The organism is Bacillus sp. AFS037270 (assembly GCF_002585305.1).
The window spans coordinates 1-25,502 of the sequence record NZ_NUNF01000009.1; the positions used below are offsets into that span (position 1 = coordinate 1).

A 25,502-nucleotide genomic window follows, 5' to 3' on the forward strand; every position below is an offset into this window, starting at 1 on the left:
AGCAAAGGCTCTTCAGGCAGTAAGGGATCTTCAGGCAGCAAAGGCTCTTCAGGCAGTAAGGGGTCTTCAGGCAGCAAGGGATCTTCAGGCAGCAAGGGCTCTAAGGGAAGCAAAGGCTCTAAAGGCGCTAAAGGGGCTAAAGGTCCTAAAGGTAGAAAATAATTTGATTTATAAAGCCGGTACTTCAACAAGTGCCGGCTTTATTTTTTATATGGTTCTTCAAAACAAAATACAACCAATATTAACCCAATCTACATAAATACCTAGATCATTTAAGCAGAGTAATTTGCCCAAATATTAATCTGCTAGGCAAAAATCTATTTAAGTCTAAAAATATTTATCTAGATAAATGCTGATTTGTTTTATTACGGGATATTCGTTTAGAACAAGCCTTCTTGTTGGACGTACTATATGGCAAGGGACAAGAAGAGAATAAACGGAAAAAAATCAGAAGGAAACTAAATGAAGGGAGTAAATTAACTTTTATGTATCATCTTTTGACGGTGATTGTTACGATAACAGCTTTTATTCTAACTATGGTGATGATCTTCATCCGTCCCAAAAATATGAACGAAGCTATACCAGCTACGATTGGAGCTGTTCTAGTCTTCTTGAGCGGTAGTGTGTCAACAGGTGACTTGCTTGACATCAGTTCCAAGGTAACTGGGGCTGCGATTACCATAATAGCCACGATTGTAATGGCAATAGTTCTTGAGAGCATAGGCTTTTTCAGCTGGACCGCGGCACTAATGCTTAAACTATCAAAGGGGTCTGGTTACCGCTTATATTGGAATACCTTGCTGTTATGCTTTTTAATGACGTTATTTTTTAATAACGATGGAAGTATTCTAATTACTACACCGATCCTGATTTTAATTTTAAATAATTTAAAACTAAAAAATTCACAAAAAATCCCATTTTTGTTAAGTGGAGCTTTAATCGCCACAGCCTCCAGTGCCCCCATTGGTGTAAGCAATATTGTTAATCTTATTGCATTGAAAATTATTGGAATGGACCTTTATATGCAAACCGAAATGATGTTTGTGCCAGGAGTCCTCGGCCTATTGTTCTTATCCTATTTGCTGTACCTAGTCTTCAAAAAGAATATTCCAGCCCAAATTCGCTTCCATTCTTACTCAATTCCGCTGCAAAAAAACCTCCCATTCCATCCGCTCCAACAAAACTCAGAAAGTCTGTTTGACCAACAAAAGAAACTTATGATGAAAATGTTAATCTTCGTCCTCATAGTCAGGATTAGTCTATTTGTAGCATCTTTTATTGGCATCTCGGTCTCTCTTGTTGCGGTTTGTGGTTCGCTAATTCTTTTAATTTGGAGATGGATGTATTTAAAAGTCAATCCAAATGATGTCCTAAAAAAAATACCATGGCACATTTTAATCTTTGCCTTCAGTATGTACGTGATTATTTTTGGCTTACACAATATCGGATTAACAGCATATTTAATTGAAAATCTAAAACCCCTTGTCATTGACAGCTTCTTACATGCAAGTTTAACAATGGGTGTTATCACGGCATTTTTATCAAACATTTTTAACAACCATCCTGCCTTGATGGTCTCAACCTTAGCATTAACTGATATGGGACTAGACCCGCTAATTATGAAAACGGTGTATTTAGCAAATATAATCGGAAGTGATGTTGGATCCCTTATTCTCCCGATTGGAACCTTGGCGACACTAATATGGATGCATATACTTAAGAAAAGCAAAATTACGATTACTTGGGTAGAATACATTAAAGTAACGCTGATTGTCATACCGCCAACCTTGGTCTTTACCTTAATCAGTTTGTATCTATGGCTCTTACTCTTTTTTGTAAAATAATCTCACATAAACAAGTTTGATGAGGGTTAGTTTGTTCATTAAACTTGTTTTTTTTTATTTTGAGTCAGAAGACCACTACACACTTTTTACATTCATGAATAATAAATAATGGGAAAACTTTTTTTAGTTTGGGATACAAGGATGTGAAGGGGATGTGGCACAATTCCCATTAAACCAACGAGAATTACCAAGACGGCTAGAAAGCATCTATAAACAAATCATTCAAGCTAGTGATCATGTAGAGGAGCATCACGAGTTCCAGGACGATGCCAGAATCTGTCGGGATAATTTAATTTCATATTTAGGATTTCGTGAACAAAACTTACTTGGTATATGCCAAGAACTAAAAGAAAAAGGGCTTGCAGATCTTTCTCAATCATCTACACACGTTTTATATACACTAGAAAAAATATTATCCTATTTAAATATCTCATTACCTTTGCAAAAGAATCTAATGGTTTCAACACCATTCGATTCAAGAAAAATCTTAAGTAAGCGGACAGATGAACTCTTCGGGAATAGAATGCAACCGAATCAACCAGCAATTATGGTCACGGTAGATTCAAAAGTCTTAAACAATCCGAACCAGGTAGAACAGCTAATACTAAATGGTATGAATATTGCCCGAATCAATTGCGCTCACGATGATCGGGAAATATGGAAGCAAATAATTGATGCTATAAGGGATGTAGAAAAAAAGCTAAGGATTGAAGGGAAATATCAAAAGTCCGAATGTAAAATCTATATGGATTTAGCCGGACCCAAGGTACGAGTTGGGAAGCTGCCTGATGCTCCTATTTATGTGGTAAAAGGTGATCAGCTGCGATTTTATTTGAATTCCGATACCGAGGGGCATTCGGCAGTGGAGGATACTCCTGCCGGCGTACCGGTAACGCTGGAAAAAGCGTTTCGAAATGTTCGGGTAAACGATTCTATTTTTATCGATGATGGGAAAATCCATGGTTTCGTATCACAAGTTACCAAGGAATTTGTAGAAGTGGAAATCCATTCACCCACGGCCAAACCATTAAGGGTTAAAGAAGGGAAGGGGCTAAATTTACCTGATTCGCTTTTAAGCTTAAATCTCCCGGCATTAACAGAAAAGGATTTAGCGGACATACCCTTTATAACTAATCACGCGGATATTTTAGGAATATCCTTTGTCCACTCCCCACTTGACTTAAGAAAATTACGTCAAGAATTAGAAATACTTAAGCGAACCGATATTGCTGTAGTCGCCAAAATCGAAACAAAAGATGCTGTTCATAATTTGGCGAGAATCCTTATAGAAGGTTTGCATTTTAACAGATTCGGAATAATGCTGGCAAGGGGCGACTTGGCTGTTGAGGTTGGTCCTGAAAACTTATCATTTGTGCAGGATGAAATCTTAACCATCTGTTCGGCTGCCTACACACCCGTTATATGGGCAACAGGTGTATTGGAGAAGCTCACAAAAAAAGGAATCCCAGCGCGTGCAGAGATAACCGATGCTGCCTATGGGAGTCGGGCAAACTGCATCATGCTTAATAAAGGGCCTTTTGTAGTCGATGCATTGAGAATGCTTGTTAATTTGTTACGTACAGTGGAAGTTAATCCACCGAGACAAAAGCCACTAATTGACTTAACCGCACAGTTTGGGGTATTTAAAAATAGCAGCCGCCTAGATTAGCAGTTATAGGAGGCTGCTATTTTTTTCATTAAAATCCCTTTTTATAGTAATCTTCCATAATCACGTCTGGAACCATACTACCTCCTGTCGCCCAAACGATATGCGCAGCTTTTTTGTTAAGCAAATGATGTTTTTGTAAAAATGCCTTTCCTTCTTGTGCTAGTTTAACCGGGCCAATCATCCCTGCGAGAGCAGAAGGCTCCAATCTTATATTCTCTGTATCAACCAGAATCCTTAAAAGTTTAAATAACTCATCATCTCTAACTGTAAAAGCACCGCTTAAAATAGGCGAGATGATCTTGCCGACAAATCCGGATGGTCTTCCTACAGCAAGTCCATCCGCCGCCGTAATATTATCAATCCCTATATCTTGGACCGAAATCTTTTCATGGAGTCCTGTTAATAATCCAAGTAACATACAAGGAGAATGAGTAGGTTCAGCGAAAAAGCAGTAAACATTGTTTTGGAACAATTGTTTTAAACCGAACGTAACACCACCGGGAGCCCCGCCCACACCACAGGGCAAGTAAACAAACAGGGGATGATCTTCGTCGACTTTTATCTGAAGCTCATCTAGTTGATTTTTTATCCTTAAGGCAGCCACGGCGTAACCGAGAAATAAATGCTGTGAGTTCTCATCATCTACAAAATAACAACGGGGATCTTTTTCTGCCTGAATACGACCAGCCTCTACCGCCTTACTGTAATCCGCCCCATATTCGATTACTTGAACACCTTTATCTCTTAGCAGATCCTTTTTCCATTGCTTCGCATCTGCTGACATATGGACAGTTACCTTAAATCCTAATTTAGCACTGATTATCCCAATGCTTAGTCCTAGATTACCCGTGGAACCCACCGCAATTCGATATTGTGAGAAAAATCGGCGGAATTCTTCACTGTCCAAAATAGAATAATCATCATCCTTGCGAAGAAGCTGTTGTTCAATCGCTAAATCCTCGGCATATTTAAGGATTTCATATATGCCGCCTCTTGCTTTAATCGAGCCGGAAATGGGGAGGTGGCTGTCACATTTTAACCATATATCTCCTAAGATTGGCTGATTGTAACTCTCGACTAATTTATTCTTCATGGCAGGGATTTTAACTAAGTTTGATTCAATGATTCCGTTGGTTCCTTTAGTTTCAGGAAACACTTGAGCTATATAGGGAGCAAATCGTTTCAATCGTTCTTCAGCATCTTGAATATCCTCCAGGGTGAGCAGGGAGTCTTCCAGACTGTTTTGGGCCGTTTGGATTTTCGGATTAAACCATAAAACTTCGTCATGTGATTTCATTTTTTCGATTAGCTTAAGGGCCTGAGCGTCAAGCAAACTTTCAATCTCTACTGGGTTCACATTTTTCTCTCCATGTTTCAGATTTGATATCTATAGTTTAACATTCCTAGGTTGTGGGTTGAATCATTTACTCTGGGTTTGCGGGATATGATGGGTGGGAGCTATTTTCAAAAAAATATGAATAATCAACAATACTTGGATTTTCTCGAAAGGACGGGTAAAATCTAAATTATGGTGTTTTTACTAATAAATCATGTAGATTGGGGCAAGACCAATGATTGCTAAAACAGAAGAGGATTTTAACAGTTTAAAGGAAATTGGCAGAATTGTAGCATCGATAAGAGATGAACTAGTGAAAAGAGCTGTACCAGGTGTCACCACTAAAGAACTTGACGATTTAGCCGGAGAACTTTTTGAAAAAGAAGGAGCGATCTCCGCACCCAAAGGCGAATATGATTTTCCTGGCTATACTTGTATCAGTGTAAATGAAGAAGTCGCGCACGGAATCCCCGGAGAACGCGTAATTCAAGAAGGGGACTTAGTGAATATCGACGTATCAGGTTCAAAAAATGGTTACTTTGCTGATACCGGCATTTCCATTGTAGTTGGCAAAGGCGAAGAGATCCTTTCCAAAATTTGCGATGTTGCCAAAGAAGCCTTTGAAGCAGGTCTAAAAAAAGTAAAACCTGGTGCTCGAATTACGGGAATAGGTAAAGTCGTTCATCAAGTAGCAAGGCAGCACGGATTAACCGTTGTTATGAACCTTACCGGCCATGGTATTGGGCGTACGATTCACGAAGAACCTGAGTATATTTATAATTATAATGAAACTTCAGACCACGGGCTATTGAAAGAAGGAATGGTCATTGCCTTTGAACCGTTTATCTCTACCCATGACGAGGAAGTATTCCAACTGGATGATGGCTGGACTTTTGTAACAGAGCAAAGCTTTGTTGCACAATATGAACATACCTTGATTGTGACAAAGGATGGCCCCGTTATTTTAACCAAATAATGAATGGACGGAGAGCGTATCTAGGTACGCTCTCTTTTTTATACATTATTATACTTTCTAATGATATTACTAGAAAAATGCAGGAAATGAAAGAAAATAGGTAATGGCCCCGCTTTCATTCAATTTCACAATTTTGTCACATTCCTTTATAATCTTCCTGTTAACAACGGCCCCGACTTTCATGAGAGTTGGAAGTCAAATAGAAAAGCGGAAGTGCCTTGAATAGGCGCTGAAGCTGGACAATTTTCAAAGATTAAAGAGAGAGGTGCTTTATTTGAATTTAACTACAATTAAATATTCATGGTTTGGAAACATCAAGGGAGATGTATTATCTGGGATAGTGGTTGCTATGGCACTTATACCAGAAGCCATTGCCTTCTCAATTATCGCGGGAGTGGACCCCATGATTGGGCTGTATGCATCCTTTTGTATCGCGGTTACCATTTCTTTCGTAGGCGGACGACCCGGGATGATCTCGGCTGCGACCGGGGCAACTGCACTATTAATGACATCCTTAGTCAAAGAACATGGCTTGCAATATTTACTTGCCGCGACCATCCTGACGGGTGTTCTTCAAATCATTATGGGAGCATTAAAATTAGGCCGTTTGATGAAGTTTGTCCCGCGTTCTGTGATGACAGGTTTCGTTAATGCACTGGCCATATTAATTTTTTCAGCTCAATTAGTTCAGTTTAAAGGAGCTAACTGGCAAATGTATGCGATGGTTGCTTTAGCGCTTGTGATTATTTATGTACTGCCTCGTTTCACAAAAGCCGTTCCTGTTCCACTAGTTGCGATCCTAGTTATGACCGTTATCTCGATTCTAACGGGCAGCCATGTACGTACAGTTGGAGATTTAGGTGAACTAACATCGAAACTACCGGTATTTTTAATTCCAGATATTCCGTTTACTTTGGAAACCTTGCAAATTATTTTTCCTTACTCTATTTCCATTGCGATTGTGGGCTTGGTGGAAACCTTACTAACGGCTTCGATTGTCGATGATATGACAGATACTGAAAGCGATAAAAACAAAGAAGCTAGAGGACAAGGGATGGCTAATATCGTATCCGGTCTTTTTGGCGGGATGGCTGGATGTGCCATGATTGGACAATCTGTAATAAATGTTAAATCAGGTGGGAGAGGGCGTTTGTCTACCTTTGTAGCAGGTGCTTTCTTACTGACTCTGATCGTCTCACTGAAGGGCTTCCTTGTTCAAATACCAATGGCAGCACTTGTGGCAGTAATGTTTATGGTTTCCATTGGAACGTTTGATTGGTCTTGCCTTAAAAACTTTAAAAAAGTACCATTTACCGATTCGATTGTTATGGTCATTACTGTTATAACTGTAGTCATGACAAATAACTTATCTTTAGGGGTTTTAGTAGGGGTAATCCTAAGTGCGATATTCTTTGCTTCAAAAATTTCTAAAGTAAAAGTAACCAGTATTTCAACAATAGGGGCCAATAAAAGGATTTATCATGTGACAGGACAACTTTTCTTTGCTTCTGTAACTGACTTTATAAATGGTTTTGATTTTAAAGAAGATGTAAAGGAAGTCGACTTAGATTTATCTCATGCTCACCTTTGGGATGATTCAGCTGTTGGAGCAATTGATAAAGTCGTGATCAAATACCATCAAAATGGTGTCAAGGTAAACCTTAGAGGATTAAATACGGAGAGTAATAAGCTTATTAATAAAATAGCTATTCATAACAAGTCTGGCGGACTTGAAAAAGCTGCTAGTCATTAAATCCAGGAGGAACACGCTGAATAATACTCAGCGTGTTTTTTTATTGACGAAGCGCCAATAGATGTATTACAATTATCTCGTATTCAAGATAATTGATTTCAAAATAATTATCAAACGAATTTGGAAATACTAGCAAAAAAGGTGTACTACGTATTATAGCTAACGAACAATGGATTGATCGAGTCCGGGTTAAGTAACAAATTGTCGTGGATGCCTAAACCATTTAAGAATTTGAAAGGAGAGTATAGATGAAACATATTTTTCAAAAAGGAAAAAATCCTGTAAAACCAACTTTGCTATTACTTCATGGTACTGGAGGAAATGAATTAGATCTCTTACCGCTGGCTGGAATGATTGATGAAGAGGCGTCTGTACTAAGTGTTCGTGGAAATGTATTGGAGAATGGAATGCCCCGCTTTTTTAGAAGACTAGCGGAAGGTGTTTTTGATGAAGAGGATCTTGTTTTCCGAACCCAAGAATTAAATGAATTTCTTGCTGAGGCGGCACAAAAATATGAGTTTGATCGAAAAAATATCATTGCCATAGGCTATTCGAACGGGGCGAATATTGCTGCAAGCCTATTATTTCACTATCAGAATGCCCTAAGAGGTGCTATCCTTCATCATCCAATGGTTCCGAGAAGAATCGAGCTTCCTGACTTAACAGGTGCGAATGTGTTTATTGCTGCAGGAACTAATGACCCAATTTGTCCACCATTGGAATCGCAGGAATTACAAAGATTACTTCAAGATGCCAACGCATCCGTAGAGCTGCACTGGGAAAATCGCGGACATCAATTAACCAGAGAAGAAGTAGAAGAAGCAGCCAAATGGTATAAAGGGATTGTTGGTTAAGGAGGTTTTAAAAAATGCAATTATTAGGACTGCATCATGTATCGATTTTGACAGGCAAAGCCGAGAGAAACTACGAATTTTATACGAAAATTTTAGGCATGAGATTAGTTAAGAAAACAGTCAATCAAGATAATACTGAGTCCTATCACCTTTTCTATGCGGATGCCGAGGGAACTCCAGGTACAGAGGTCACTTTCTTTGATATTCCAGGCCTAGGCCACTCCTACCGAGGAACTTCAGATATTTCTACGGTTTCATTAAAAGTGAAAACCACAGATGCGTTGTTATTTTGGAAAGAACGTTTTACCCAATTGGGAATCCATCATGACTCAATTGAAAAAAGGGCCGGTCGCGATACCTTAGCTTTTCGAGACTTTGAAGGAACCCGCTTAATACTTGTGGCAGATAATGAGGAAACCGGCGTTAGAGCCGGTATCCCCTGGAAACGGGACGATATCCCTGTTGAACATGCCATTATTGGATTAGGTCCAGTCACACTTACAGTCAGCATTGCCGAACCAACGATCGGAATTCTTACAGAAGTTATGGGATTCCGATTTGTGAGTTCCTATCCATCATTAGAAGGGGAATATCCTAATATTATGGTTTTTGCAACAGGAGAAGGTGGCAGTGGAGCAGAGGTCCATATTGAAACAAGACCAGATCTACCGCGTGCACGAATTGGACGCGGCGGAGTCCATCATGTGGCCTTCCGGGTACCTAATGAGGAGGAATACCATTTATGGGCTCAACGTTTAAAGGAACACCGGATTGCCAATTCAGGTAAGGTAGAACGATATTATTTTAAAGCACTATATTTTAGAGAACCCAATGGCATTTTGTTTGAACTATCAACTGATACACCTGGCTTCGCGACAGATGAACCATTGGAAACTATGGGTCAAAAACTGGCATTACCACCATTTTTAGAACCGAGACGTGAAGAAATTGAAGCAAACTTACGCCCTCTTGAATTAAATTAAAGTCATATCACAAAAACAGGCGAAAAATTCGTCTGTTTTTATTTGTGTTAATTGGTTAAATTAACTATAAAATAAGTAATTTTGTAATCGAGTACATATTAAAAGAATTCGGTATCAAGAGGGGGAAGTAATATGAAATGCCCGCAATGTGTCTATACAAATCCAGATGGTGTAAAATTCTGCTTAAGCTGCGGCGAAAAGTTCTTTAAAAATAATACGGAAGAGGATGAAAACAGCCTATTTTATGAATTTGCCCATTATGTGGATATGGTTCCGAGATTTGAACGTTCGGTTGAACCAAAGTTTCAAAACGTCTTTTCTCGTGTCTTTAGAAATCATAGTGAACTAGAGGCTGAACGCCTTTTCATCGTAGGCACTGCGCTTACCACACCCAAAATAACGGAAGTTACAGAAACATGGCCAAAGCCTTGGCTTTTTGCAAGAGTGTTCATATTTGCACTGATTGCATTCTTAGGATTATATATTGGCGTAGGTTATTTTAGAAATGTAAACTTTATACCTGGACTTATCATTGTTGGTGCTTTTGCTGTTCCGTTAACTACTTTAATCTTCTTCTGGGAAATGAACGCTCCGCAAAATATTGCCTTTTATCGGATCATTTATGTTGTGTTTATCGGCGGGATTCTCTCTATGTTAGTCGCCCTATTGTTTTTCGATATCCTAAAACATAATATCAATCCCATTACGATCGGAATTGCCGAGGAACTCGCCAAAGCAATTACGGTCATCACTTTTGTACGGTACCGTAAATACAAGTATATCCTAAATGGACTTCTCATTGGTGCAGCCGTTGGAGCAGGATTTGCAGCCTTTGAAACAGCTGGTTATGCCCTAAGAGCGCTGCTTTCCGGGGATGGCAAAAATCTGTACATCACGATGCTATGGCGCGGAATTTTGGCTCCTGGCGGCCATGTAGCCTGGGCCGCTTTGACAGGTGCAGCATTCTGCAGGGTTCAAGGGGACCAGCCTTTCAAGTTCAAAATGTTATTCAATATTAAATTTTTACGCGTCTTTATCTTGGTAATTTTGATGCATGCCTTATGGGACACACAAATTCCAGGGATGTTCCCATTTGGACAGATCTTCTTAATGGTTTCTTCATGGATTGTCGTTTTCCTGCTGATTCGTGCTGGCCTTAAAGAAATAGGCAATAAAAAATTGACGTTTAAATATCAATCCCAGAATTAAATTCAACTCATTAAATATTAGGGAAGAGTATAATCCTCGGGGGGATTTATTATGGATTTATCCTTTATTTTAAAATCTTTTATACTGTTCTTTACGGGTGTTGTTTTGCTTCGAATCGCTGGAAGAAAATCAATCGCACAGATGACACTTGCCCAAACGATCGTAATGATTTCTCTTGGCCACCTTATAGTTGAACCAATTGTAGAAGTAAGTATGATTAAGGCAATTGGAGGGGCAATCATTTTTGTGGTGTCCATCCTAATAGTTGAGTATACAACTTCATTTTAACCCTTTTGAAAAATTAATTATGGGAAAATCTAAAATAGTTATTGAAAACGGGAAGTTAAATGTTAAGAATTTAAAGAAGCTTCGATTAACTGTTGACGGGCTGGAAATGCGGATGCGCAATATGGGCCCTACCAAGTTATCTGACATCAAAATTGGAACAATTGAACCAAACGGTCAATTGGGCTATGAATTAAAAGAAGACGCAAAACCACTAACGATTGGCGAATTTAAAAAACTAATCAATCAAATCTCACAACAAAACCTAACTACAGCGAACAAGGATTCTAGTCAGGACATATTCGAGGAGATCCATCAAAATATTCCACAAGAACATCCGGAAATCTTGAATTAACTTTTATTTAAAAACAAAAAAAGACTAGCCCTCGTTGGATTTAATTCTTACTGGAGGTATTAATAATAATAGAGAGCAGCCATTTAAAAGGCTGCTCCTTTTTTTATAGACTTTTATCGCAATATCTTTAATTCGCCGCCCCAAGCAAGAACTTGGTCGAGCATTGCATTTACATTGTTTAAATGTAATTCCTGAGGTTTGAAGTCAGTACCATTTTCAAAATCAGTAAATAAAGATAATGTAGGGTGGGCTCGGACATTGCAATCAATAATTCTCCGCAAATCCCGCGTAAGTGCTCAGCAGCACGCGCACCGCCGGTAGATCCATAACTGACGATACCAGCAGATTTGTTGTTCTAAGCCTCACGTGCACAGTCAAGAGCGTTTTTTTATGCTCCTGTGATACTATGGTTGTACTCTTGGACGATAAACACAAATCCGTCTAAGCTTGAAAGCTTTTCATTCCATCTTCCTAATCCAGGCTCAGAGGCGTTAGTTGTACCTAAGAATGGTAGTTCAAAATCTACAATTATGTAAAAAATGTTTCCCTAACTTTTCCAATTCATTAACCTTACAATTCCTAATATCAGTTATTCAACGTGACTTTATATAACCAGGGAACATTTAAAAAAAAATCTAATCACCTTCTAATAATTTCTTGGGATAGTTGTCCAAGCAATTCCTTTACCAGTTGAATTTATTGTACAAGGGAGGTGATATTTATGAATCCAGAAGATGTTATATCGATTGGAGCTAATTGTATTCTCGAAACAAGAAGAAATGGTTTCTTTTTGGTGGTAGAAATCGAAGCAGAAGCTGGTAATGTTGAAATAGAGGAATATGTATTTATTCGCATTTCCCGTAGAGAGGCTAATGCGTTCTTGAATGCAGGAGTCCAGCGTTGCCAAGTAGTTACTAGCAGGCCAACTTCTGATAATTTAGAAGTAAACTTCGTTTGTGTATTGATTTTAGATAGAGAGGCATTTGCTTTGTTTGATGTAGAAGACGACATAGACGAAGCTGTACTTGTCGAAATCTCTTTAGCTGAGGCACGCCGTTTGATTCGAAGAGGTGCAAGACAATGCACAGTGATTAATAGACGTCTCTTTTAAATACAGTATAAAGTTTTTTAGTAATAAAAAGGTCTTCCGAAAAATTGGAAGACCTTTTTAGTGCTTTACATATTTTCCTTAACATTCACCATATAGGTTTCTTGCGTAACATTTCCTTTTCGTTTTAATTTATTCCAACCAACGGTTACTCCTTTTATTGCAGAGAAAATAGATTTTATCACTACATAAGTCATAAGCTGTTTGTACAAGATCCGTTGTAAAAATAAGGAAATCAGTGGTTTGGGGCTTTCATTCTCCATACGAAATGCATATAGGGACGTAACGAAATCCAGCAAGTAAAATAGGATAAAGCCAATGGCTGCCTTTCCAGAGTGGCCGTTAAAAAGAGCTATAATAAACAATATATCTGCAATAGGAGAGATGGTTTGATAGATATATTGAAAAAGCCACATGTTTGGTAAGCCGATAAAACCTAATGTATTGTGTTTCTTATTAAATAAAGCCGCACGATGTTTCCATAAGCATTGTAATGTACCATAAACCCAACGGTACCGCTGTTTGGCAAGACTTTTTAGATCTTCAGGTACTTCTGTGAAGGCATAAGCCTTTTCCTCAAATTCGATCTTTTTCCCTTGCCGTAAAAGGGTAAGAGTGATATCGGTATCTTCTGCTAGCGTATCCTCTTTAAAGTATCCTGCTTCTTCCACAGCCGTCTTTCGCCATGCACCGATCGCACCTGGTACGACCGTAATACAATTTAAAGCCGCAAATGCCCTTCTCTCTAGGTTAAAGCCTGTTACATATTCAATATGCTGCCAGTTTGTAAGGAGGTTCCCTTTATTACCGACTTTGACATTACCTGAAACAGCAGCCACGCTTTCATTTGTAAAATGGTTAACAAGCAGGGAGATTGCATTATCAGCGATGAGTGTATCTGCGTCAAGAGCAACGACGATTTCTCCTTTTGCTTCTTTGAAACCAAGATTGACTGCAGAGGATTTTCCCCCATTAGATTTTTTTATTAATCTGACGAGAGAATGGTTTGAATAATTTTTTTCAACAACACCAGCCGTATCATCCTTTGAACCATCGTCAATAATTAACATCTCAAAAGCAGGGTAATCGCTCGATAATATAGACTCAATCGTTTTGCAGATTACTTTTTCCTCGTTATAGGCGGCAATAACGACACTTACAAACGGGGTAAAGTCAGGGTCAATCACAGTCTCTTTATACGCTTTTACCTGCTTCCTAGAAAGGAAGACAAAGAGCACCAGGCGCAAGATTCCTAAGATAATAGCTGAGTAGAAAAGGGCGTATAATCCTAAACGCCAGCCCTGCATAAGCTTAAAAACAGCTTTATCATAGACCAAATAAGGGCTGTCCTGATTAGCAGAAGGCATAATCTGACTATCTGTTTTTCCAATCAAATTACCAATGGTTGTAAAGGTATAGCCGCGCTGTTTTAGTTCTTTTATGATAATCGGCAAAGCCTTTACCGTGTTGGAGCGGTCACCCCCAGAATCGTGGAACAAAATCACATTTCCCTCTGGCAGCTGCTGCAAAACCCGCTTTACAATTTCATTACTAGAAGGTCTTTGCCAATCGTCAGAATCTATTAATTCGCCGACCATCGTATACCCCATATCCTGTGCACGCATGATTGGCAGCAGTTCACTTCTTGTGCTCGGTTCCGCATCTGCCACATACGGTGGGCGGAAGAGGGTCATTGAGTGCCCAGTAATTTCCTCAAAAAGTCTTTGATTAGCATTTAGCTCCAATTTTGTTTGCCATGGTGCGGTCGATGCAACATCAGGATGTGTAAAGGTGTGACTGCCAATTTCATGGCCTTCTCCATGAATTCTTTTAATCAGTTCTGGATGCAGCACTGCATTCTCTCCTACGATAAAGAAGGAACCTTTTATATGATAATTGTTTAAAATGTCCAAAATTTGCGGTGTATAGACTGGATCTGGCCCGTCATCAAAGGTAAGGACGATTTCCTTCTTTTTTGGTTTTCCATAACGAACCACTTCAAAAGGCTTTGGTAATTTGCTATAGGTTTCATTTTGGATCAAATCTTGTGGATCCATTTCTATGGTCCTTTTACCTTTTTCTGATTGAGAAACCACTTTTAAAATTTCTCCCGCGCCTGAATAGTGAACAGGTTCAGGACTGACTAAGGTTTTCAGGGCATTGGATGGATTTTTCATTGCTTTTGGTTGATTAATATAGTTCCATATAGAAGGATCTTCGGATCCAAGACGCCAGACAGCGATTCCTTTTGAACCACTTTCTATCGCTGTCTTCATATGATTATAAAATGTTGCGGCATCTAAAAACCAAACAGTATGGTTTTTTCCGTTTATTTTGTAACGTAAATAAGGATTACCTACTTGTTTATTCCAATTGATATTAATGTTCGTACCCATTCCAAGATTCATTATATCCCCGAAAGTAACTGTTTCAGCAGGATCCTTGGAGTTTTCTTCCCAGTCATACCCGTAGCTTCCCAAACTTACAATTAATTTTTCAGAAGGAATATGAAGGCGGTTCAAGCTGCCTTTTACCCAATCTAATGGTGCGATAGGTCCAGGATTACTCGTAGAGTTGTGCTGGTCATATAGCATAACGAACATCCGGTCAACATTATTTGCTAATGAAGCATAGTCAAAAGAAGTGTTACTTGGTGGGACATCAATTGATACCAATAGGTCATGTTGATGAAATGCATCAGAAACTTTATTTACAAAGCTTGACAATTCAGCTTTGTCCTTTTGGTTGATATTCTCAAAGTCAATATTAATACCAGCAAAGTCATTTGTTCTCACATAATCCAACAAATTTTTAATAAAAAGATCCTCCGCACCGGGAGTAGTAAATAACCGATGAAGAGTTTCTGCATCCCATTTATTATTAATAAAATTATTCACTACTGGGAGAACCTTTATCTGATGTGCTTTTGCCTCTGTAATAATAGACGAGTCATTGCTGGATTTAAAGGTCAGGTCAGTATTAAGCTGCAGCCACTCGGGCACTAATGTTGTTATCGAATCGATATTTTTTTTAAAAGAAGTTTTGCTGTTTGCATCCCAATTGACGTAAAAACCATAAACTTCTTGTTTTTTCGAAATTTGTCCTTTGTTTTCTATTCCATCATTTTTTTGAATAAGAGGGGTAGGATTGTTTTTTTCCAGCTGGCTGGCAAGCTGTTCTTTAGTGAAACTTTGATTAATGGGTTCAATCCTGGTTGTGGTTCCACTTTTATTTAATTGTAGGTTCGGAAACACCGGGTCAGTATATAGACTTTCAATAAAAATAAAAGATACTAAAACAACTAATAGAGTAAAGCCGGTACTCATACGTTTAATTATCGACCAGCGTCTTTTTTCTGGATCAAGAAAGACATGTTCTTGATTTCGTTCCCTTTTTTTTAGCCCTATATTGTAAAACCAATGGAAGAAAAAATAACAAACAAGCCCGATTAATCCACCCAAGGCTGGTGTTAAATTATATCCTTCTAATACAGGTACATGCAGGAAAGGCAAATCTCGAATATTAGGAATAAAAAGGGTAATTAACGTTCCAAGTAAAATGGCGATGATATTAAGACGAAACAAAAGTGAGAGAACGAGCAATAATGGAATTCTTACACTGTATATAGGCAAAAATGCCAGGAAAAATCCAAGTGAACTCGCAATGGCCCCTCTATTACCAGTGACGGGTGCAAAAAATGATCGAACAATCCACCTAAAAACTCTATTCACGTAATTCCTCCTTATAGGCGTTTGTTGAGAGTTAAATTTTAATAGAATGTATTACTTTCTTGATGCTGCGGTTACTGCATTATATTTTTCGACAAAAAAAGACTACCAACAAAAGGTTAGGTAGTCTTTAATAGATTTTGGGGGTAGAATGAAATGTTTTTTTTATTTCTAATGGTACTTGAGTCAATTTTTGGTCTTTAGTCTCTTAAATTTACTTAACTACCCCCATAAACCTGCAGGTTTTGGCGAAATTTGTATTGCCATCCTGAATAAAAAGACAAAAGGGGAAGAATATGAACAAAAGAGCTATTGGAGCCCTAACCATGGTGTTAGTGGGATCCGTTACGTTTTCTCTCACCAACAACTTATTATCCAATCAATTTACTAAACAATTGAACGAAGTTAATAATTTACCTATTTCAGATGAACCAAAAACAACTGATAACATAGACTCAGTAGAAAAAAACGAGAACAATCAAACAAAAGGAACAGCGGATAAAATCACAACAGAAAATAAAACCTTAAAAGAGCAAAAGCCTATAACGGAAAGAAAGAACGTCGATAGTACGGTCTCTATTAAGCCTGTTACTCTTCAAGCGGAGAGTAATAAAACCACAGCTCAGGTACAAAACAGTACCACGACTATACGAGCTGCTTCATCAGCAACTAAAACTACAGCACCTGTTACTACTAAAACTACGACCAATCAGAAAACTAATACAACAACGACAAGTACAAAAACAACCACAAAGACGGCTCCGACAAACTCGACAACAACATCGTCATCAACAACAACGGCACCGGCAAACTCGACAACAACAAATGTCAATCATGGACAACAAGTTTCTCAAGATGCAAAAGCAAAAGCAACGATTCGTAAGGATCAAAAAGTGAACAATGGAAAGAAAAATTAATATTTTAAAAAGGGGACCATTTTGGTTCCCTAATTTTTTATACGGGAATTAGTATTCTTATTAGTTTTATTGAAGGATTGACTCAAGGCATAACCGAACAGTGGGAACAACCCTGTCATCTACAAGATATTTAGAGAAATAAGAACAAACGGCCAAATGATAGAGATAAAAAAGCTTAGCTGAATAAACAAAACTAAACGCTTTGTCTTTTTGATTAATTAATATATTCTGAAAAAAGGAATGACATGTTCATAGTAAAATTAATTTTAGGTACAGTTAAAATAGAATATAAGAATTTACTAAGAAAGAAGAAAGAGGGCATTATTTTGAGAAAACTTTGGTATGGTGGAAAAATTTACACTATGGAAAAGGAAAAAGAAACTGTAGAAGCTGTCCTTGTTGAGGATGACAAAATTATCGCGGCAGGTACTTTTAATGAACTTAGTAAATTAACAGATGAGCTTATCAATTTGGACGGTGCCGTCATGTATCCTGGTTTCGTGGATAGTCACCTGCATATGATTTTTCAAGGTGAAAAGTTAACACGGCTAGATTTATCTAAAGCTGCTTCAGCTGAGGAAATGTTAGATATGGTAAAAGCAGCAGCAAAGACTACACCTGCTGATCAATGGTTATTTGGTGAAGGATGGAATGAAAATAACTTTGCAGATCAACGGATTCCAACACTCCAAGAGCTCGATGCCATTCGCAAAGAACCAATCGTATTAACTAGAATCTGTCATCATGTTATTTTAGGAAATACAGCAGCCCTTGAGGCAGGCAGAATCTTTGGCGATAGTAAATCCCCAGCAGGCGGAGAGATTGGACGAGATGAACAAGGTACGTTAAATGGTTTGTTATATGACCTAGCAACTAATTCCGTAACAGAAGCGATTCCACGAGAAGGTGAAGCGTACATCGAGGCTCTAACCGATTCTCTTAATCTTGCCATTGATGAGATGCTATCATATGGTTTAACGGGAGGACACACTGAAGATATGAGCTACTTTGGGAAGTTTTCGAATCCGTTAACCGCTTTCCATCGGGTTATAGGGGAAAAACATCATTTTAGAGTAACACTGCTTCGACATAATGCTGTATTTGAAAAAATGATGAAGGCCAATGTGGCTTTTGACGAGCCATTTATTGAACCAGGTGCCATGAAAATCTTTGTTGATGGTGCATTAGGCGGAGCTACTGCTGCCTTATCAAAACCGTACTCAGATCAACCAACCAATCGTGGTTTATTGATTCAAACGAATGAACAATTAGAAGCATTAGTGAAACTAGCCCGGCAATATAATGAAGCTGTCGCCGTGCATATGATTGGAGATGCAGGAGCAGAACAGATACTTACTGTAATTGAAAAATATCCATTAACAAACGGTAAAAGAGACCGCCTGATCCACTGCTGTGTGTTACGTGAAGACTTAATAGACCGAATGGAAAAATTACCAGTAGTTTTAGACCTTCAACCAGCATTTGTACCTTCAGATTTCCCCTGGGTCATCAGTCGACTAGGTAAAGACCGGCTGGAATGGGCCTATGCGTGGAAAAAATTAGTCGACCGAGGATTAATGTGCTCAGCTGGGACTGATGCACCTGTAGAAGAGATTAATCCATTGTATTCTATTTATGCGGCGGTTGAGAGAAAAAAACCTTATGCAAAGCATGATGGATACATTCCGGAACAAAAGCTGTCTCGCTTCCAAGCAATCCAGCTCTATACGATTGGCAGTGCAAAAGCCATTTGTAAAGAACATGAACGCGGGCTTATTAAAGCCGGATATGTCGCGGATTTTTCCATCTTTGATCGTGATTTATTTGAGGGCTCATCCGAGGATATGCTAGCGGCAAAAACCTTGAAAACAGTCGTGGCTGGTCGAATAGTATTTAATAGAAGTTAAATAAAACAGCAATAGTAACATAGAAAACATGTCAAAGCTTTTATTTAAGTATGAAAATTGACCACAAGGTAGCACTCTACTTTGTGGTCCTTCTATAAAAAGTTATTTAGTTAGATCATTACGGTCCTCAATCTGTGGAGGTTCTTCTATCCATCCATTTTTGATCATAATCCTTCCTCCATCATGGGCAAAAGTGGAAATATCTTTTGTCAGTAACGCCATTTTTGCTGGTAAGTCATTTCGTAAACTAAAAGCGCTGCCTAATGCATTACTTCCGAGCCCAAATGACGTTAATAAACTGGTGTTGTACATCATCAATTTGTCAGAAAATGGTGCAATTTTCGACGTAGTTGCTTTACCTGCATGAGTAGCAGGGGGTTCAATAAAACTTTTGCGTAAAAATTCACCTAAATCCATTTCAATCTTTTTTGACAATTTCATTCCTCTGACGAGATAGTCTTGCACATCCTTATTTGAAGCTACTTGAGCAAATCCAATCATTAATTGCATTCCTACCAGGTTTGTTTCAATGGCATGATGGATAAGAGAAACTTCAATCGTATTTAAAGATCTCAGTTCTCCCAACAAATTGAAACCACTCCTATAATGGGTATCCTGTACAAAATGTACTTCTTTAGGCATCGATACAAAGGGTGGACGTACCAAAACTCCCTTTTCTAAAAGGAACTGAGTGGATTGGCTGTTCATCGCTTGGGATTCTGCGGTCAATTTGATAAAAAAATCATTAATATCTTTCCGATAGGACATGCCACAAAAAAGGGAATATAGGCTCATTTCCACTTTGGTCATCATATGCAAATACATGATATCGAAAATGTAATCATACAACTTTGGAACTCCCTTAATTACATCATCTTCTGTAAAACCAATTGGAATAACCGCCCCTTCTAGTTTGAAAATTTCCTTAATAGTATTAATTGTTATTGATGCATTATTATAATGAGTTTGTAACAATAGTTTTTCTTCATTATCGGCGTGCTCTATAAAATGCTCCAATATTCTAATAAACATGGTTTTTTCTTGATAAGTCATCCATAAATTGGCTAATTCTGATGACGTAATTGGAACACCACTCGTCATTTAAACCCCTCCTAGTTATTATTTTTTCTTAATTTAACCATAAGTTCTTAATTTAATAAAAAAGAGGAGATATTTAACAGAAAGGGAAGCCAATAACTAAAGAGAGGAGATTACTTGGAGAATAATGATATTGATAAAATCAATGTTCATTACCATTTTAGAGTTAATCAGATAATATTTGTTTGATCTTGATTTAAAGACGATGATTTGGAGTCGCTCCCGGTCTTTTTTCTTTTTAAATTTATGCAGGAATTTGGATTTTAAAGTTGAATATGTTCTTCTATTTGTTCACCATTCTTTCCCTGATAAATAGCTTTTTTTTCGGAAATATGGACTGTATAGGTCATAATTCCTGCGTTTGCCATCTCTCTTAAAAAGTCTAGAAAGGGAAGGGGAATATTTGCGATTGATTGTAATGCCTGATCTCTATTAAAGTGATTAGCAATCACAAAGTTTACTTGAGGTTCTGTTTGTAACTCCGAATACTCGCCTGTGTAAGAGGCTTGACCTGTGGCAACATTAATATGGTATTGCATAATCCCAATTTCAGATAATTCAACTAAAAATTCAGCAAAACTTGTCTTTCCTGTGCTTCTTCTTTCAATAATCTTATTTAACTCTTTCTCCGTTAGTTTGTCATTCATGATCATGCCTCCATAAGATTTTTTCTTCATCATTTTAACCGTAAAGCTAATTCTTATGCCTAGAATTGTAATATTCAAATCAAATCATTAAAAAGAAATCTTTTTGAAGGCAATTCTTTTGAACACAGAGATTTTACGGAGACAACTTGCAATCCGTCACTTCATGTTTTTGGCGGCCAATGACGATAGTTATGTCACTTATCCTAACCATCACGTTGACTGTACGGTTTATATCGTGTTATAGTAACATTACTAGAAAGGGGTGAGTAAGTTGGGAAGTTGTATCGTATTGGAGAAATAGCTAGTTTGATGAACCTGTCAAGAAGAACTATTGATTATTACACCCATATAGGCTTACTGAACCCTGTAAGGACGGATTCAAATTATCGAATGTACGGAGAAGAATCTATTAAAATTCTTGAATTAATTGAACATTATAAAACTCTTAATATGCCGCTTGAAGAAATTAAATCTGCTATTCGTATGATTAATACAGATACTGAGATAGATAAAGAGAAAATAGAGAAACATTGTGAACAGATTGCTAATTTAATGGATCATTTAAAAGAGGAAATAAAGGTAATGGAGCCAATACTTCAAAAATTAAACAATAATGAAAAAGAAATACTTGTAAATAAACTTTCCTTACAGGGAGTAACGTTGGCGCAAACATTGTTATTATTATTTGGTTAATGACAGGTCATTAGATTCCTAATCATAACATTTATATTATTTTTTAATAAACCAGGAGGTGTATTCCTTACTTTTAAATAAAAGTGAGGTGACCATTGATATTAATTAATTTGCTGATCATAGCAATTCTAATTGGATTTACTGCTTTTTTCGTAGCATATGAATTTGCTATTGTTAAAATCCGCAGTTCCCGAATTGACCAACTCGTTGGGGAAGGTAACAAAAATGCAATGGCAGCAAAAAAAATCGTTTCAAACCTTGATGAGTATTTATCTGCCTGTCAGTTGGGTATTACTGTTACTGCATTAGGTTTAGGATGGTTGGGAGAACCAACGGTCGAGCATATACTTCATCCACTGTTGGTTACCTTAAACTTATCAGAAACTGTTTCAAGTATAACATCCTTTATTATTGCGTTTGCCTCTGTCACTTTTATTCACGTGGTGGTTGGGGAACTCGCACCAAAAACGTTTGCAATCCAAAAAGCTGAGACAGTCACATTGCTTTTCGCTAGACCAATGATACTATTCTATAAAATTATGTATCCTTTTATAAAAATGCTAAATGGTTCTGCTCGTTTAGTTGTAGGGATTTTTGGATTGAAACCCGCATCAGAACATGAAACAGCACACTCTGAAGAAGAGCTTCAATTAATTATTAATGAAAGTTATATGAGTGGAGAAATTAATCAATCTGAGTTTAAATACGTTAACAATATTTTTGAATTTGATGATCGAATTGCAAAAGAAATTATGGTACCACGTACTGAGATTGTTGCTTTTGATCGATCTCAAACGTTAGCGGAATGTCTTGAAATCGTAAAAGAGGAAAATTATACAAGATACCCAATTATTGATGGTGAAAAAGATAACATTGTGGGAATGTTGAATATGAAAGAGGTCTTAACAGATTATATCATCAATAAGAATTTAGAAACTCCCATTGAACATTATGTACGTCCTGTAATTCAAGTTTTTGAGTCCATTGCCATTCACGATTTGTTACTTAAAATGCAGAAAGACCGCATTCATATGGCAATTTTAATGGATGAGTATGGAGGGACTGCAGGTCTAGTAACAGTCGAAGATATTCTTGAGGAAATTGTCGGTGAAATTCGTGATGAATTTGATGCTGATGAGGTGCCAGATATTAATAAAATTAGTGAAAATAAAACCATCGTAGATGGAAAAGTTCTTATTGAAGAAATAAATGATTTATTTGGTTTAGACTTAGACGATACTGATATGGATACCATTGGTGGTTGGATCTTATCACAGAAAATGGATATTGCTGAAGGTGAAAAAATTTGTCATGATAACTATGAGTTTAAAGTGATTGAAGTGGATAGCTATCATATCAAGTCATTAGAAATTGTAAAATTAAACCAAGTGGCTGTTTAGTTGAATAAATGAATTTATTTCGCTAATTCATTTTGGATTGGGTAAAAAGGGGATACTGAAAAATCAGTATCCCTTTTTTGTGGGATTTACAGAAACTATCTTGTGGTTTATCTACCGAAGATTTTTCTGATTTCACACAAATATTATTATAACTTAAATAAAAATTTATATTATAGCTAAAGAAAATTCAACCTTTAATATGGTAGAAAAGCACTACTTCAGTTTACTCTGGCGATGCTTTTCCATCTTTAATCCTACCCATTTTGGAGATTGGGGTTTTCCCACTCTCTTTTTTAATCATCTCTCCAATAAAGGTTCAGTTCAATTTTTACCGGAGCAATCAAAACGTCGGACTGCTGTGTATTTTGAATAAACTAGGTAATTAACATGCAGACTATTTTTTTAGATACTTGTTATTTTGTGTTAAGCTCGGTTTCCAAAGTACATATTTTTCATTCCCAGGTTTGTAGCTGAGGGTGAAATGAGGGCTTTCATATACAGGGAAACAGAAGATAGGGAGTTGTTTGCATGTTTTTCTTATTAAATATTCTAGGTATTTTGGTTGTTTTTGGTCTGGTATTCCTTTGCTCTCCTAATAAGAAAAAGGTAAAGTGGCGATCTGTCCTTAGTTTAATTGTAATCGAACTGCTTATTACCTGGTTTATGCTTGCAACTAAAATCGGGACATGGATCATTAATCAAATTGCTTCGTTTTTTACGTTTCTCATTTCCTGTGCAAACGAGGGAATCTCTTTTGTCTTCCCATCTGCAATGGCGAATCCCTCGATTGATTTTTTCTTTAGTGCCTTAATGCCGATTATCTTTATCATTACCTTTTTTGATATCCTCACTTATTTTGGGATCTTAATTTGGATTATCGATAAAGTAGGCTGGGTGATTTCCAAGATTTCAGGCTTACCAAAGCTGGAAAGCTTCTTTTCATTGCAAATGATGTTCCTTGGAAATACAGAGGCATTGGCCGTAATTCGTCAACAGCTCTTAGTGTTAAAAGAAAACCGCCTGCTTACGTTTGGAATTATGAGTATGAGCAGTATTAGCGGTTCTATTATCGGTGCTTATCTTAGCATGGTACCAGGGGCCTATGTCTTTGCTGCGATCCCATTAAACTGCTTAAATGCTTTACTGCTGGCAAGTATTTTAAATCCTATAGAGGTCAGTAAAGAAGAAGATGTGGTCTATGTTCCTTCAAAGGAAGAACGAAAAGATTTTTTCTCTACCATTTCCAATAGCATGCTTGTCGGAATTCGTATGGTCATTGTCATTATGGCCATGGTCGTAGGTTATGTAGCATTAACTGCCTGTGTAAATGGCATTTTGGGTTTCTTTGTCCACGGGCTAACCGTCCAAAAGATTTTCTCAGTGATTTTTAGCCCGTTTGCTTTTCTTCTAGGCTTGTCTGGGCATGATGCCATGTACGTTGCCCAGCTTATGGGAACAAAGCTTGCCACAAACGAATTTGTAGCAATGATGGATCTTAAGAAACATATAGATTCATTACCACGGCATACCGTAGCCGTGGCAACTACGTTTTTAACATCATTTGCCAATTTCAGTACGGTTGGTATGATTTACGGAGCCATCGCTTCTATTATGGGTGATGACAAGTCTCGTATAATCGGAAAAAACGTTTGGAAGCTTTTAGTGAGCGGAATTGCTGTATCTCTTTTAAGTGCCATGTTCGTTGGTTTGTTTATATGGTAAAAAAATTAGAGCCTAAATGGGCTCTTTTTAATATTTGGTAATAATGGCACAAATTAAAACGGATAATATTAGTTAAATACTTGAAGTAAAGGTTCGTCAAACTGGAGGTACATCATGACAAACATCAGCAAGCTCTTTACAACAACAATCTTAGTCCTTTTACTAATGTCTGGAATGTCATCAGTTAAGGTCAGTACGGCGGAGACAGAACCTCCACAAATTGTGGGAGCGTTTGGAGTAGCCATAGATGCCTTAACAGGAGAGATTCTTTATAACAAAAATGCCCATTCAAAAGCGTATCCTGCAAGTATGACTAAAGTGCTAACAGCCACTATTTTAGATGAACGAATGGAAGATGGAGAAATGTTAGTGGTTAGCCGAAATGCCGCAGCTCAAGAGTGCCTTTGTTTGGGGCTTGCAGCAGGAGAGAAGATTTCTAAACTAGACGCAATGAAGGCATTATTGTTATTAAGTGCTAATGATGTGGCGGTTACAATTGCTGAAAACGTGGCCGGCAGCGAAGAGGGATTTGCTGAACTGATGAATCACAAAGTGAAACAATTGAGTCTAAAAAACACCCATTTTGTTACACCTAATGGTCTCCATGATCCAAATCATTACACTACTCCATATGACATGGCCCTTATCACAAGAGAAGCGATTGAGCATCCTAACGTACTGAAGGTCTTGTCTACACAAACAACACAAATTAAAACAAGCATGCAAGAAAAAACGATCCACAATCTACTTCACACCATGCCGAACGCTATTGCTGGTAAACCTGGATTTACTGATGCAGCACAGCACACATTAGTTGAATATTTAAAAAAGGGCAATAAGGAAGTCATCTCTGTGGTCATGAAGACGGATAAGAGGTCAAAATACAGTGATATTCAAACAATGGCAAACTATTCATTCAATTATATGCAAACACTTACGGCGCGCTGATCATGTTTCCGAAATGTTAAGAAAGTGGAAGTCAAACACATCAATATCAAAACAATTGGTTTAAGTTGTC

The 25,502-nt window shown here is 37.7% G+C and carries 20 protein-coding genes and 2 pseudogenes; 17 read left to right on the forward strand and 5 right to left on the reverse strand.

Going from position 1 to position 25,502, the window contains the following annotated elements:
- The 3 genes from COD92_RS32480 to COD92_RS03875 all read left to right on the forward strand — a co-directional run.
- Window positions 1-259 (forward strand): hypothetical protein (locus tag COD92_RS32480; protein WP_218014452.1); only part of this gene is annotated, 259 nt, incomplete at its 5' end.
- Between the two features lie 226 nt (window positions 260-485).
- Window positions 486-1,844, forward strand: a complete 1,359-nt coding sequence (locus COD92_RS03870; RefSeq protein ID WP_098527510.1) for an arsenic transporter — start codon at window positions 486-488, stop codon at window positions 1,842-1,844.
- 154 nt (window positions 1,845-1,998) lie between these two features.
- Entirely contained in the window at window positions 1,999-3,513 is a 1,515-nt protein-coding gene (locus tag COD92_RS03875) for a pyruvate kinase (protein ID WP_098527509.1), read from the forward strand.
- A 28-nt stretch (window positions 3,514-3,541) separates the two neighbouring features.
- Here the strand turns inward: COD92_RS03875 and COD92_RS03880 are convergent, their stop codons facing one another.
- Window positions 3,542-4,870, reverse strand: a complete 1,329-nt coding sequence (locus COD92_RS03880) for a D-serine ammonia-lyase (protein ID WP_303745788.1) — start codon at window positions 4,868-4,870, stop codon at window positions 3,542-3,544.
- Between the two features lie 214 nt (window positions 4,871-5,084).
- Here COD92_RS03880 and map point away from each other — a divergent pair, with 214 nt between their 5' ends.
- The 6 genes and pseudogenes from map to COD92_RS33565 all read left to right on the forward strand — a co-directional run bounded on the left by map (window position 5,085) and on the right by COD92_RS33565 (window position 11,264).
- Window positions 5,085-5,825: a type I methionyl aminopeptidase gene (gene map / locus COD92_RS03885; protein WP_098527508.1), complete on the forward strand. Its 741-nt coding sequence runs from the start codon at window positions 5,085-5,087 to the stop codon at window positions 5,823-5,825.
- Between the two features lie 274 nt (window positions 5,826-6,099).
- On the forward strand, window positions 6,100-7,578 hold the full coding sequence (locus COD92_RS03890) for a SulP family inorganic anion transporter (RefSeq protein WP_098527507.1): 1,479 nt from the start codon (window positions 6,100-6,102) through the stop codon (window positions 7,576-7,578).
- A 248-nt stretch (window positions 7,579-7,826) separates the two neighbouring features.
- Window positions 7,827-8,432, forward strand: coding sequence for an alpha/beta hydrolase (locus COD92_RS03895; RefSeq protein ID WP_098527506.1), 606 nt, complete (start codon window positions 7,827-7,829; stop codon window positions 8,430-8,432).
- A gap of 14 nt (window positions 8,433-8,446) precedes the next feature.
- Window positions 8,447-9,415, forward strand: coding sequence for a ring-cleaving dioxygenase (locus COD92_RS03900; RefSeq protein WP_098527505.1), 969 nt, complete (start codon window positions 8,447-8,449; stop codon window positions 9,413-9,415).
- A 132-nt stretch (window positions 9,416-9,547) separates the two neighbouring features.
- Window positions 9,548-10,624 carry a PrsW family intramembrane metalloprotease gene (locus COD92_RS03905; RefSeq protein WP_098527504.1) on the forward strand — a complete coding sequence of 359 codons (1,077 nt, stop codon included), beginning with the start codon at window positions 9,548-9,550 and terminating at the stop codon, window positions 10,622-10,624.
- Between the two features lie 51 nt (window positions 10,625-10,675).
- Window positions 10,676-11,264, forward strand: a pseudogene (locus COD92_RS33565) (DUF421 domain-containing protein).
- A gap of 113 nt (window positions 11,265-11,377) precedes the next feature.
- Here COD92_RS33565 and COD92_RS32645 read toward each other — a convergent pair.
- Window positions 11,378-11,793, reverse strand: a pseudogene (locus tag COD92_RS32645) (NADPH-dependent FMN reductase); the annotation flags it as partial.
- Between the two features lie 192 nt (window positions 11,794-11,985).
- Between COD92_RS32645 and COD92_RS03920 the strand changes: the two are divergent.
- A complete protein-coding gene (locus COD92_RS03920; RefSeq protein ID WP_098527503.1) occupies window positions 11,986-12,375 on the forward strand; it encodes a hypothetical protein in 390 nt (129 codons plus the stop codon).
- Between the two features lie 65 nt (window positions 12,376-12,440).
- On the opposite strand, the gene COD92_RS03925 is transcribed toward COD92_RS03920, so the two are convergent.
- Window positions 12,441-16,103: a polysaccharide deacetylase family protein gene (locus tag COD92_RS03925; RefSeq protein WP_098527502.1), complete on the reverse strand. Its 3,663-nt coding sequence runs from the start codon at window positions 16,101-16,103 to the stop codon at window positions 12,441-12,443.
- 293 nt (window positions 16,104-16,396) lie between these two features.
- On the opposite strand from COD92_RS03925, the gene COD92_RS03930 reads away from it, so the two are divergent.
- Both COD92_RS03930 and COD92_RS03935 read left to right on the forward strand, forming a co-directional pair.
- Window positions 16,397-17,017: a hypothetical protein gene (locus tag COD92_RS03930; protein WP_098527501.1), complete on the forward strand. Its 621-nt coding sequence runs from the start codon at window positions 16,397-16,399 to the stop codon at window positions 17,015-17,017.
- Between the two features lie 326 nt (window positions 17,018-17,343).
- Window positions 17,344-18,924: an amidohydrolase gene (locus COD92_RS03935; protein ID WP_098527512.1), complete on the forward strand. Its 1,581-nt coding sequence runs from the start codon at window positions 17,344-17,346 to the stop codon at window positions 18,922-18,924.
- Window positions 18,925-19,026: 102 nt separating this feature from the next.
- Here the strand turns inward: COD92_RS03935 and COD92_RS03940 are convergent, their stop codons facing one another.
- Together COD92_RS03940 and COD92_RS03945 are read right to left on the reverse strand one after the other, a co-directional pair.
- Complete coding sequence (locus COD92_RS03940; RefSeq protein ID WP_098527500.1) at window positions 19,027-20,025, reverse strand: DUF3231 family protein; 999 nt, start codon at window positions 20,023-20,025, stop codon at window positions 19,027-19,029.
- A 260-nt stretch (window positions 20,026-20,285) separates the two neighbouring features.
- Window positions 20,286-20,669: a DUF1398 family protein gene (locus COD92_RS03945; RefSeq protein ID WP_176541042.1), complete on the reverse strand. Its 384-nt coding sequence runs from the start codon at window positions 20,667-20,669 to the stop codon at window positions 20,286-20,288.
- A gap of 118 nt (window positions 20,670-20,787) precedes the next feature.
- On the opposite strand from COD92_RS03945, the gene COD92_RS32650 reads away from it, so the two are divergent.
- The 5 genes from COD92_RS32650 to COD92_RS03965 all read left to right on the forward strand — a co-directional run bounded on the left by COD92_RS32650 (window position 20,788) and on the right by COD92_RS03965 (window position 25,432).
- Window positions 20,788-20,913: a hypothetical protein gene (locus COD92_RS32650; protein ID WP_255295240.1), complete on the forward strand. Its 126-nt coding sequence runs from the start codon at window positions 20,788-20,790 to the stop codon at window positions 20,911-20,913.
- A 35-nt stretch (window positions 20,914-20,948) separates the two neighbouring features.
- The gene (locus tag COD92_RS03950; RefSeq protein ID WP_141561075.1) at window positions 20,949-21,362 is read left to right on the forward strand and encodes a MerR family transcriptional regulator; all 414 of its coding nucleotides are present in this window, start codon (window positions 20,949-20,951) and stop codon (window positions 21,360-21,362) included.
- A 95-nt stretch (window positions 21,363-21,457) separates the two neighbouring features.
- Window positions 21,458-22,762 (forward strand): hemolysin family protein, encoded by a 1,305-nt coding sequence (locus COD92_RS03955; RefSeq protein ID WP_098527497.1) that lies wholly within the window; start codon window positions 21,458-21,460, stop codon window positions 22,760-22,762.
- A gap of 528 nt (window positions 22,763-23,290) precedes the next feature.
- Window positions 23,291-24,484 carry a nucleoside transporter C-terminal domain-containing protein gene (locus COD92_RS03960; RefSeq protein WP_098527496.1) on the forward strand — a complete coding sequence of 398 codons (1,194 nt, stop codon included), beginning with the start codon at window positions 23,291-23,293 and terminating at the stop codon, window positions 24,482-24,484.
- A gap of 114 nt (window positions 24,485-24,598) precedes the next feature.
- Window positions 24,599-25,432, forward strand: a complete 834-nt coding sequence (locus tag COD92_RS03965) for a D-alanyl-D-alanine carboxypeptidase family protein (RefSeq protein ID WP_098527495.1) — start codon at window positions 24,599-24,601, stop codon at window positions 25,430-25,432.
- The last annotated feature ends 70 nt before the right edge of the window (window positions 25,433-25,502 follow it).

Coding starts and splice junctions, on each gene's coding strand:
- COD92_RS03900 (WP_098527505.1), top strand. CDS start 8,447: ATGCAATTATTAGGACTGCATCATGTATCGATTTTGACAGGCAAAGCC.
- COD92_RS03960 (WP_098527496.1), top strand. CDS start 23,291: ATGTTTTTCTTATTAAATATTCTAGGTATTTTGGTTGTTTTTGGTCTG.
- COD92_RS03895 (WP_098527506.1), top strand. CDS start 7,827: ATGAAACATATTTTTCAAAAAGGAAAAAATCCTGTAAAACCAACTTTG.
- map (WP_098527508.1), top strand. CDS start 5,085: ATGATTGCTAAAACAGAAGAGGATTTTAACAGTTTAAAGGAAATTGGC.
- COD92_RS03920 (WP_098527503.1), top strand. CDS start 11,986: ATGAATCCAGAAGATGTTATATCGATTGGAGCTAATTGTATTCTCGAA.
- COD92_RS03905 (WP_098527504.1), top strand. CDS start 9,548: ATGAAATGCCCGCAATGTGTCTATACAAATCCAGATGGTGTAAAATTC.
- COD92_RS03945 (WP_176541042.1), bottom strand. CDS start 20,669: ATGAATGACAAACTAACGGAGAAAGAGTTAAATAAGATTATTGAAAGA.
- COD92_RS03870 (WP_098527510.1), top strand. CDS start 486: ATGTATCATCTTTTGACGGTGATTGTTACGATAACAGCTTTTATTCTA.
- COD92_RS03930 (WP_098527501.1), top strand. CDS start 16,397: ATGAACAAAAGAGCTATTGGAGCCCTAACCATGGTGTTAGTGGGATCC.
- COD92_RS03965 (WP_098527495.1), top strand. CDS start 24,599: ATGACAAACATCAGCAAGCTCTTTACAACAACAATCTTAGTCCTTTTA.
- COD92_RS03940 (WP_098527500.1), bottom strand. CDS start 20,025: ATGACGAGTGGTGTTCCAATTACGTCATCAGAATTAGCCAATTTATGG.